Raw genomic sequence first — 9511 nt, 5'->3', positions numbered from 1 at the left:
AGTGTGGGGCCTCCCCATGCGAGAGTAGGGAACTGCCAGGCATCAAATTGCAACAGCCCCGACCTCACGGTCGGGGTTTTTTGCGTTTGTGGGCCGGGAAAAAGCGGCTCCGCAGCGGATAAAGCGCGCAGGGGCCCGGAATTTCCCTTTACGGCCCGGCACGTATAAAAACCGCGCTTTATTCTCTTCAGGCGGAACTCTCGCATCATTTAACTGCTCAAAATAAAAGTTGTTATCGATCTTCTGACTCGCCTCTGCGGTTATGCCTTCACCGAGCATTTATACCCTAATCCAGTTCCTTTTTGTCGTCAGAAGAACGCTCTCCTCACGGCAAAACAGCGCTAAAACGGATCTGCGTCACAAATCTATTCGTCTCTGAAAAAACATATTCTTAACATTACGCGGGTGCGGTTTACTGCTGGTTGCTGTTTCACTTTTGACGCTAATTATTAGCAAGGAAAAATGCGAGGAGGAATTATGTTCGATGCCGCATCGTCTAAGACAGACGCCGCCAGCACTTCTGTCATCACTACCCGTCAACGGATTTGGGCCATCGTAGGCGCTTCTTCAGGTAATCTTGTTGAATGGTTTGATTTTTATGTCTATTCCTTCTGCTCCCTCTATTTCGCCCATATCTTTTTTCCTTCGGGTAATGCCACCACGCAGCTGCTGCAAACAGCAGGCGTATTCGCCGCCGGTTTTTTAATGCGACCGGTCGGCGGGTGGCTGTTCGGCTATATTGGCGACAAACACGGGCGCAAAACTTCCATGCTGATCTCTGTTTGCATGATGTGTTTTGGCTCGCTGGTTATCGCTTGCCTGCCAGGCTACGCTGCGATTGGCGTTTGGGCGCCCGCGCTTCTGCTGCTGGCTCGTTTGTTTCAGGGATTATCAGTAGGAGGAGAATATGGCACCAGCGCGACCTATATGAGTGAAGTCGCGATTGAAGGTAAAAAGGGCTTCTATGCGTCATTCCAATACGTCACACTGATCGGCGGTCAGCTGCTGGCTTTGCTGACCGTGGTCGTTCTGCAACAGCTTTTATCCGATGAAGATTTACGCGCATGGGGCTGGCGCATTCCTTTCGCGCTGGGCGCGCTGCTTGCCGTTGTCGCGCTCTATTTACGCCGTTCTTTAAATGAAACCTCCGACAAAAAAAGCCGCACGCATCAGGATGCCGGATCGTTAAAAGGGCTCTGGAAGCACCGTCGTGCATTTATAATGGTATTAGGATTTACCGCTGGCGGTTCGTTAAGTTTTTATACTTTTACCACCTATATGCAGAAGTATCTGGTGAATACCTCAGGGATGGATACGCGCAGCGCCAGCGCATTAATGACGGCGGCACTTTTTATCTTTATGCTGATCCAGCCTTTGATCGGCGCGCTTTCCGATAAGATCGGCCGGAAAGGATCGATGCTGATCTTTGGCGGCATGGCGGCGATCTGCACCGTGCCGATCCTGACGATATTGCAAAACGTCCAAAGCAGTTGGGTCGCCTTTGCGCTGGTCATGCTTGCCCTGTTGATTACCAGTTTTTATACCTCAATCAGCGGTATCCTGAAGGCGGAGATGTTCCCGCCAGAGGTGCGTGCGTTGGGCGTGGGGCTTTCCTATGCGGTGGCTAACGCTTTATTTGGCGGATCGGCGGAATATGTGGCTCTGTCGCTTAAGGCGGCGGGAAGCGAGAATAGTTTTTTCTGGTATGTTTCCGCTATGGGCGCGGTTGCCTTCCTGGTATCGCTGCTGCTGCATAAGAAAGGGAAGGGGATGAAGCTTTAACGAGCCGTATTCCAGAGAGTATAGCCGGTGGCGGCGCCGGCTATATCCCAGCTGAAATCTTTCCAGCTCCAGCCTGAACCCGCTTCGCGACTGTCATAAAACTCCTTGCCCGCGCCCAGGCTGATGGAGAACAGCAGGCCGAAACCGCCGCTGTGGCTTTCATGCCAGTTCTGACGTTCGCCGTAAGCGGTGCCCGCCGCAGAAAGAAACGCGGAAGAAAAGAAGTGTTCCGCTTTATCTTTACCTGTCCAGCTGTCTTGGGCCATATGGCTACAGCCGGAACAGCAAAGCAGAATAAGAGGAAGCAAGCGCATAAAAAAAGCCCTGTATGACTGACAGGGCTTAGTATAGCTGGCTTACAGAATACGGCTGATTAGCCTGTCGATGCGAATACGTCGCAGGCGGCGGATCAGCTTTCTGACCTTGACCGGATAGTCCGCAATGCTTTCCAAATCCCGATAGTGTTGCACAACCGTGGTATGTTCGCGGATCAGCGCCAGCTCTTTTTCGCGCTGTGCGGCCAGTTCCTGGAGCGGGTCATGGATCAACACGGCGTTTTCCAGGTCAAGCCGCCAGGCGCGCGGATTGAGGTTGTTGCCGGTGATCAGCATCCACTCTTCGTCCACCCACATGCCTTTCAGATGGTAGCTGTTCTCGCCATCTTTCCACAGCCGCACGGTCAGCTGACCGCTGGTGACATAATATTGCAGGCGGCTGAGGAAGCGGCGCAGGTTAATCTCATACAGATAAGGCAACGCGCCGATAATTTTAAAAGGCTGATCCTGCGGGATATAGAAATCATTTGCGGTCTTGTCGCCGACGATGATTTCAACGTCTTTGCCCCGGCGCAGCAGCCAGATAATATTACGGACCAGGATCGCGGGCAGGTTGAAATAGGGCGTACAAAGCGTCAGCTTCTGCTCGGCACAGGGCATCAGATGATAAATGGTTTTATTCAACAGGCTGCGTTTACCCAGCCCGACCAGCGGCGTGACCGCCAGCTGCTCGTTGTTGGCGTCGCCTTCGAAATCATAATCGAAGCCACGCAGTTCCTGACGAAACTGCCGCGTTTCGTTTTTTATCTCAGGGCTTTTCGGGCGCTCGCGCTGATCGAGCCGGTGAACGGCTTCGGCCTGAATAAGATTGGTGTCAATCCAGTTCAACAGCGTATCGGCCAGCGTGGGATTGGTAATCAGCTGGTAGCGATCGTAACGATAACGCTCGTGCTGATGCAGATAGACGTCGTTCAGACTCGCGCCCGTATAAAGCAGCGTATCGTCAATGACCGAGCCTTTCAGGTGCAGAACGCCCAGCGCTTCACGAGTATTTACCGGCACGCCGTATACAGGAATAGCGATATCGGCATTTTGTTCGGCCATCTCGCAATACCAGTCCGCGTTGGTTGCGCCGCGAGAAGCGCCGATACGGCCTCGCTGCGCGCGATGCCAGTCAACCAGAATGCGGACATCCAGCCCGGGCCGGAGGCGCTTTGCCTCGTACAGCGCGGAAAGGATAGCTCGTCCGCCGTCATCGTTTTCCAGATAGAGCGCCACAAGGCAGATACGTGTTGTCGCCGATGCTATTTTTTCCAGCAGCGTTTGGCGGAAGTCGGCAGGCGTATACAGCGTGGTAAAATCGGCAACCGACTGAGACAGTTTTGGCAGTTGCGCAAGGTGCTGTTGGTGCTTGTTACGTTTGAATTTAGACAGCATCACAGTGCGTTTCTTCTCTGTTCATGGAATAGCCTTTTGCCTTAAAATCATCGCCATAACCGCTAATGTTACCATCAGTCAGGCGGGATGTGGGCAGTTTTACGTTTCCAGACATTAACCGTTTTCCTGTAGCGTCAGGGAGAGCGCGACAATACCGTCCTCAAGCTGGATATCCACGGTAAAACCCAGCTTGCGCGCCAGCGCTATCATGCCGCGATTATTCGGCATAGTAATGCCGTTGAGCTTCAGCAGACCATGTTGACGGGTATAGTCGATCATCTTTTCCAGCAGCTGACGCCCCAGGCCCAGCCCCTTCAAATCGGAACGCACCAGCACCGAAAACTCGGCGTCCACGTTGTCGGCGTCAGAGACCGCGCGGGTTACGCCGACGATCTCATGCTGACGCACCGCAACGATCGCCATCTCCCGATCGTAGTCGATCTGGGTCATGTTAGCCAAATCATCATGGGTGAACTCATTGATCTCACTAAAGTAGCGATAATAAAGATCTTCTTTCGTCACCCGAGCAATAAACTGCTGTAGCAGCGGCTCATCTTCCGGCAGGATGGGCCGGAACAGCAGCGGTTCACCGTTTTTCAGCTGTGCCTGTTCTTCCAGCTGGTGCGGATACGGACGGATAGCCAGGCGCGCTTCGGGATCGCCGTCGAAAGGCGCCAGCTGCATAGTGACATCCAGTAACGAGAAGGTTTCGCCTGCCGCCAGCAAAGGATGGATATCAAGCCGCCTGATCTCCGGACAGTCCACGATCAGGTTGGACACCTGCACCAAAACCCGGCTAAGGCCCGAAATATCCAGCGGCGAAAGCGCGCTGCGTCCGCGTATTTTACCATTTTTAATGGCCTGAATAATCAGATAGCGGGCGAGCGCCATATTCAGCGGCGGCAAGGCTACGGCGGCCTGCCGCTCTGCCTGCCACTCAATGCCGCCTTCGCCCAGCATAATCACCGGCCCGAATACGGGATCCTGCTCCATCACGATACGCAGCTCCTGAGCGCCGGCGCGGTTGGCCATGCTCTGCACCAGCAGCCCGTCGATACGCGCCTGCGGCCAGGCGAGTTTGACCCGGTCGATAATGGCTTCCGCCGCCTGCTGCACCTCGCCAGCCGAGCGCAGATAGAGCATCACGCCCTGGACTTCCGATTTATGCGGGATATCGGGCGAGCGCAGCTTAAGCGCTATCGGATAGCCTGCCTGACTGGCTATCTGTACCGCCTCCACGCTGTCGCTGGCGATCCAGGTTGGCAACGTCGTTAAGCCATAGGCCTGCAAAATGCCCTGGACTTCGTGGGTATCCAGCGTGGTCACGCCCTCTTTCAGCGCCAGGTGAATGAGCTGGTGGGCTTCTGCCGTATTGGTCGCCAGATCGGCCGGAAGCGCGGGCGTTTCGCGCAGCTGCTTCTGATTACGGCGGTATTCCACCATATGCATAAACGCGGTGACCGCGCCTTCCGGCGTACGATAGGTGGGAATACCGGCCTCGCTGAAGTGGCGGCGCGCTTCAGGCGCAGAGAACTCGCCGCACCAGTTGGTCAGCAGGGCGATCTGTTTCGCTCGCGGATGCTTTGCCGTCACCTCTATTAATCGTTGCGCGGTGAGGGTAGCGGGCGCAACGGCGCTGGGCGCGTAAATCACCAGCAGCGCATCGATATCGTGGCTGCCGAGCAGCAGCGACACCACCTGCTGATAGCGTTCTGGCGTAGCGTCATCTTTCAGATCCAAAGGATTGCCGGCCTGGCAGCCGTCCGGCAGACAGCTTTGCAGCGCCGCCGTTAACGCCTCGCCCAGTGTTGCCAGTTTGCCGCCGCGCGCATCCAGCGCATCCAGCGCCAGCGCGGCAGGCGCGGCGCCGTTACTGATAATCATCAGTCGCTCACCGCGCAGCGGCCGCATATAGCTGAGGGTTTCCACCGCGGAAAAGAGCTCGTGCATATCCTGTACCCGCAGCAGGCCTGCACGCTGTATCGCCGCATCCCAGGCGCCGTCCATGCCGCCGGGCGCGCCCAGCAGCTGACGCGCCTGCTGCGAGCGCCCGCTTTTAATCACCAGCACCGGCTTGTTTCGGGCGGCGCTGCGGGCTGCCGAGACAAAGCGCCGTGCGTCGCTTAACTGCTCCAGACAGAGCAGAATAGCGCTGGTTTTGCCGTCGCGCGCCAGAAAATCCAGCAGGTCGTCCACGTCGATATCCAGACTGTCGCCGAGCGCGATAAACCAAGAGAAGCCCAGCTGCCGCTGCTGCGCCCAGTCGAGAATGGTATTAGAGACGGCGGCGGACTGCGAAATAAACGCCAGCCTGCCCTGATAAATAGGCACCGGGGAAAAGCTGGCGTTCAGCCCTTGCCAGGGCGCAAGCAGTCCCAGGCTGTTTGGCCCGAGCAGGCGGATCTGCAAACGGCTGGCGCACTCACGCAGCTCGTCATGCTGGCTGCCCGGCGAAGAGAGAATGATGCAGGCTTTGCAGCCGCGCTCGCCCAGCGCCTGGAGCAGGACGATATTATGGCGACTGTGCGTGCAGATTACCGCCAGGTCGGGGGCAAAGGGCAGGCTGGCGACATCGGGCCAGGCCATCACGCCGCATACGGCCTGATACTTCGGCGTGACCGGCAGAATGGAACCGCTAAACCCTCCCGCCAGCAGATTGCGCATCATCAGATAGCCCGCGCGTTCCGGGCGCGGCGAGGCACCAATAACCGCGATGGATTTGGGGCGTAACAGCGCTTCCAGCCCTCGTTGACTCATAGCCGTCTCCTGTGCAGAAAAAGTGAGTTTAACGCCAACCGACGTCTGGTGCCGTAGCCAGGCCGCAATCCTCGGCATCAGCTCACAAATTTATCTGGTTTACAGGCTGCCAGACAGCAGAGATGCAGCACGCCGTTGATTTTTTACCTGTGCCGTAGAGAAAATCCTGTAATAACCGCGTTGATGTTAAAAAGGTTAAATTCTTAAAGGCTGAACGTTTTTATTTTGACGGACCGGCGCTGCCCGATAGTTACTTTTTTCTCTCTCTCAATTATTACTCTTCGACGGGTAATTATTAAGATTGAGTAAGCAGTGCCTGGCGCGTAATAATATGTCGTCAGCGAATGTTATCCGCCTTTAAGGGGAAGTGTTTTCACTGATGAATATGAATTAAATGAGTCGTCTGATTTTGTTGGTGATGGCAGGGCTTTTACTTTTCAAATAAACAAGTACCCTTGGCCTGTAACAGAAGCAGGCGGCTCATTTTCCCTTACGGGCACGCGGTTTTTCCCCTTATATCGGTACCTTCTGGAGGGCATCAGCCTGGCCTTTGCTGAGCTAAATCACCATAAGGCTGCGCAAGGGGTATCCTGTCTAAATTAACAAGTAGTGGCTTTATATCCGGCTGCTGGTTATTTTTTTTGAGTGGTTTCTGCCCAATTAGAATATCGATATAATATGTAACCGATAGTCCAGAAGAGCCGGAAATATATTATTTTAAACACACATAAAACCCAGAGAGCAGAAAAGGGCGGCCAGTATAAAGGCCGCCCTTTTTTAATCGTCGGATGTCACGGCCGCGCTTTGCTGATGAGACGGATGGTGCGGTTTACCCGCCAGATAGCGCTGGCGAAACAGATCGAAGTGCCGGAAGAGCGCCGTACCCGCTGCGGTATCGCCTGCCTGAAGCAGCAGCTCCGCCGCGACTTCGGCCGTACAGTGCTGGCCGTCGCCGTGCGACTCGCGCAGTTGATAGTTGGACGGGCGGCTGAGCGTCAGCGACATTACCGGCAACGCATCCAGCCACGGGCTTTTGCGGAACATCTTGCGCGCTTCGGTCCAGGTGCCGTCGAGCATAATAAACAGCGGGGGTTTACCGTTGACGGGAGGACGGTTTATCACCGGGCGATCCGCATCGGCGTAGGATTGCGGGAACACCACCAGCGGCTGCACGTCAGGATTTTTTACCGCGGCCAGCAGCCGGGGATCGGGCTCGGTGCGCGACCAGCCGAAAGCCTGCGTATCGGGCAGGATATCGGCAATCAGGCGGCCCGTGTTGCTGGGCTTCATCGGTTCGCTGTCAAACATCACCAGGCAAAAACGACTGCGCGCCGCTACCGGCTGTAGGGTCTCGCACAGGCAGTTCTTTTTTGGCAGCAGGCAGCGCTGACAGCGGGGGATACGATTGCCGCGAGCAAGAAAAGGACGGGTAGCCCGCGCAAGGCGCTCGGCGCGCAGGCGAAGAACGGCGTTTTCGATCATAGGAATTTATCTGGGGAAAACGCCATTCTGGCAGAAAAGCGGTAAAAACAGTAGTGGCCAGGCGAACCTGACCACCAGGGACTCAGAGGTTTTCGTCCAGCCACTCGTTGAAAGGGGCTTTAGGCATCGCGCCGCTGAGCATATCCACCATCTGACCCTGCTTAAAGATCATAATGGTCGGGATGCTGCGGATGCGAAAACGTGCGCTGATCTCCGGCTCCGCTTCGGTATTCACCTTCAGGAAGCGAACCTGGCCGCCGCGCTCTTGCGCAACGTCTTTATATACCGGCGCAAAGTTAACGCAGGGGCCGCACCACGGCGCCCAGAAATCCACGACAACCGGCAGATCGTCCTGTAAATATTTATCCAGCGTGGCGGTAGTGGCGTTAATGACCTCGCCATTGAAAAGCTCGTCGCCGCAGCGGCCGCACTTTGCGCCGTCTTCAATACGTTCCGGCGGCACGCGGTTGGTCGCCTGGCATGAAGCACAAACCGTATTCATGATACACCTCGGTAAGCGATCGCTTACTTTGTTATGATTAAGTAGCGGTAATTATGGTTCGGCTTTGCGTCAGCAACAAAGAGATTTGTTCGATGGGTACAATAGGTCGTGACTCACGCGATTTATGCTGTCTTAAAGGTCAGCACGGCACGGAAACGAGCCTTTAGCGGGAAGTTAATAGCTAAGCGGTGCCACATCAGGTAATCTGCGCGCTTCGCGCTCAGCCAGGTGGAGGGAAAATGAACGACGAATTTAAAGGTAAAAGCGGTAAAGTCAAAGTGATGTATGTCCGCGGCGATGATGAGAGCAGCAGCCGGACGGGAAATCCCCGTACCGGTAAAGGCGCGCCTCGTCCGGACGGCGACCGCCGTTCTTCACGTAATACAGAAAAGCCGCGTGGCGGGCGCGATCGCGACGTAGCAGGCGGTTCGCCATGGCGTACGGTTTCACGCGCGCCGTCAGCGGTAGATGACAAGCCCGATTACGGCGGCATCGGCGGCAAAAGCGGTATCGATCCGGAGCAGATCCGTCGTCAGCGTAATGAAGAAACGCGCGTCTATGGCGAAAACGCCTGTCAGGCGCTGTTCCAGAGCCGTCCCGACTGCATCGTGCGCGCCTGGTTCGTCCAGAGCGTGACGCCGCGTTTTCGCGATGCGCTGAAATGGATGGCCGCCAACCGTAAAGCCTACCATGTGGTAGACGATGCGGAGCTGGCGAAGGCGTCCGGCACCGAACATCACGGCGGCGTCTGCTTCCTGATCAAAAAGCGTCCCGGCATTCAGGTTCGCGAGTGGCTGGCTAAGGCACCAGAGAAAGATTGCGTGCTGGCGCTGGAAGATATCGGCAACCCGCATAACCTGGGCGGTATCATGCGCAGCTGCGCGCACTTCGGTGTGAAAGGGCTGCTGGTGCAGGATGCTTCGCTACTGGAATCCGGCGCGGCGGTACGCACGGCGGAAGGCGGCGCGGAACACGTGCAGGCTATCAGCGGTGAAAGCTTTGCTGAAGGTCTGGATGCGTTTCGCCGTGCCGGTTACGCCATCGTAACCACGTCCAGCCATCAGGGCGAGCCGCTGGCGCAGGCTGCGCTGCCCGCTAAGATGGTGCTGGTATTGGGTCAGGAGAGCGACGGCCTGTCCGACACCACGCTGGAGCAGGGCGACCTGAGCGTTTCTATCGGCGGCACCGGCAACGTGGAAAGCCTTAACGTTTCCGTAGCGACCGGCATTCTGCTGGCGGAATGGTGGCGTCAGAACGCCTGAGGCGAAGCGGGCCG

General features: G+C 56.2%; 9 protein-coding genes. 2 read left to right on the top strand and 7 right to left on the bottom strand.

The annotated features are described in order from the left end of the window. Positions 1-42: 42 nt before the first annotated feature. On the bottom strand, positions 43-279 hold the full coding sequence (locus QCD69_RS15860; protein WP_301252701.1) for a hypothetical protein: 237 nt from the start codon (positions 277-279) through the stop codon (positions 43-45). A gap of 198 nt (positions 280-477) precedes the next feature. Here QCD69_RS15860 and QCD69_RS15855 point away from each other — a divergent pair, with 198 nt between their 5' ends. Then, a complete protein-coding gene (locus tag QCD69_RS15855; RefSeq protein WP_253459036.1) occupies positions 478-1782 on the top strand; it encodes an MFS family transporter in 1305 nt (434 codons plus the stop codon). Here the strand turns inward: QCD69_RS15855 and QCD69_RS15850 are convergent. The 6 genes from QCD69_RS15850 to trxC form a co-directional block, all read right to left on the bottom strand. After that, positions 1779-2096: a YfiM family lipoprotein gene (locus tag QCD69_RS15850; protein WP_301252699.1), complete on the bottom strand. Its 318-nt coding sequence runs from the start codon at positions 2094-2096 to the stop codon at positions 1779-1781. The two genes, QCD69_RS15855 and QCD69_RS15850, sit on opposite strands and share 4 nt — an antisense overlap. 42 nt (positions 2097-2138) lie before the next feature. Beyond that, positions 2139-3494, bottom strand: coding sequence for a CDP-diacylglycerol--serine O-phosphatidyltransferase (pssA, locus tag QCD69_RS15845; RefSeq protein WP_253461240.1), 1356 nt, complete (start codon positions 3492-3494; stop codon positions 2139-2141). Then, positions 3484-3609 (bottom strand): hypothetical protein, encoded by a 126-nt coding sequence (locus tag QCD69_RS15840; protein WP_301252697.1) that lies wholly within the window; start codon positions 3607-3609, stop codon positions 3484-3486. Before QCD69_RS15840 ends, pssA begins: the two co-directional genes overlap by 11 nt. Next, positions 3609-6251 (bottom strand): bifunctional acetate--CoA ligase family protein/GNAT family N-acetyltransferase, encoded by a 2643-nt coding sequence (locus QCD69_RS15835; protein ID WP_301252696.1) that lies wholly within the window; start codon positions 6249-6251, stop codon positions 3609-3611. The genes QCD69_RS15840 and QCD69_RS15835 overlap by 1 nt, the downstream gene beginning before the upstream one ends. Positions 6252-7028: 777 nt before the next feature. After that, positions 7029-7733 (bottom strand): tRNA-uridine aminocarboxypropyltransferase, encoded by a 705-nt coding sequence (locus QCD69_RS15830; protein WP_301252695.1) that lies wholly within the window; start codon positions 7731-7733, stop codon positions 7029-7031. Positions 7734-7815: 82 nt separating this feature from the next. After that, positions 7816-8235, bottom strand: coding sequence for a thioredoxin TrxC (trxC, locus tag QCD69_RS15825; RefSeq protein ID WP_125289380.1), 420 nt, complete (start codon positions 8233-8235; stop codon positions 7816-7818). A 239-nt stretch (positions 8236-8474) separates the two neighbouring features. Here trxC and QCD69_RS15820 point away from each other — a divergent pair, with 239 nt between their 5' ends. After that, entirely contained in the window at positions 8475-9497 is a 1023-nt protein-coding gene (locus QCD69_RS15820; RefSeq protein ID WP_253459047.1) for a tRNA/rRNA methyltransferase, read from the top strand. Positions 9498-9511 lie beyond the last annotated feature (14 nt).

The sequence above is a fragment of the Erwinia sp. PsM31 genome, assembly GCF_030433775.1.
Classification (GTDB): Bacteria; Pseudomonadota; Gammaproteobacteria; order Enterobacterales; family Enterobacteriaceae; genus Erwinia; species Erwinia aeris.
This window is presented reverse-complemented; position numbering and strand designations above follow the sequence as displayed.

Coding starts and splice junctions, on each gene's coding strand:
- QCD69_RS15860 (WP_301252701.1), bottom strand. CDS start 279: ATGCTCGGTGAAGGCATAACCGCAGAGGCGAGTCAGAAGATCGATAAC.
- QCD69_RS15855 (WP_253459036.1), top strand. CDS start 478: ATGTTCGATGCCGCATCGTCTAAGACAGACGCCGCCAGCACTTCTGTC.
- QCD69_RS15850 (WP_301252699.1), bottom strand. CDS start 2,096: ATGCGCTTGCTTCCTCTTATTCTGCTTTGCTGTTCCGGCTGTAGCCAT.
- pssA (WP_253461240.1), bottom strand. CDS start 3,494: ATGCTGTCTAAATTCAAACGTAACAAGCACCAACAGCACCTTGCGCAA.
- QCD69_RS15840 (WP_301252697.1), bottom strand. CDS start 3,609: ATGTCTGGAAACGTAAAACTGCCCACATCCCGCCTGACTGATGGTAAC.
- QCD69_RS15835 (WP_301252696.1), bottom strand. CDS start 6,251: ATGAGTCAACGAGGGCTGGAAGCGCTGTTACGCCCCAAATCCATCGCG.
- QCD69_RS15830 (WP_301252695.1), bottom strand. CDS start 7,733: ATGATCGAAAACGCCGTTCTTCGCCTGCGCGCCGAGCGCCTTGCGCGG.
- trxC (WP_125289380.1), bottom strand. CDS start 8,235: ATGAATACGGTTTGTGCTTCATGCCAGGCGACCAACCGCGTGCCGCCG.
- QCD69_RS15820 (WP_253459047.1), top strand. CDS start 8,475: ATGAACGACGAATTTAAAGGTAAAAGCGGTAAAGTCAAAGTGATGTAT.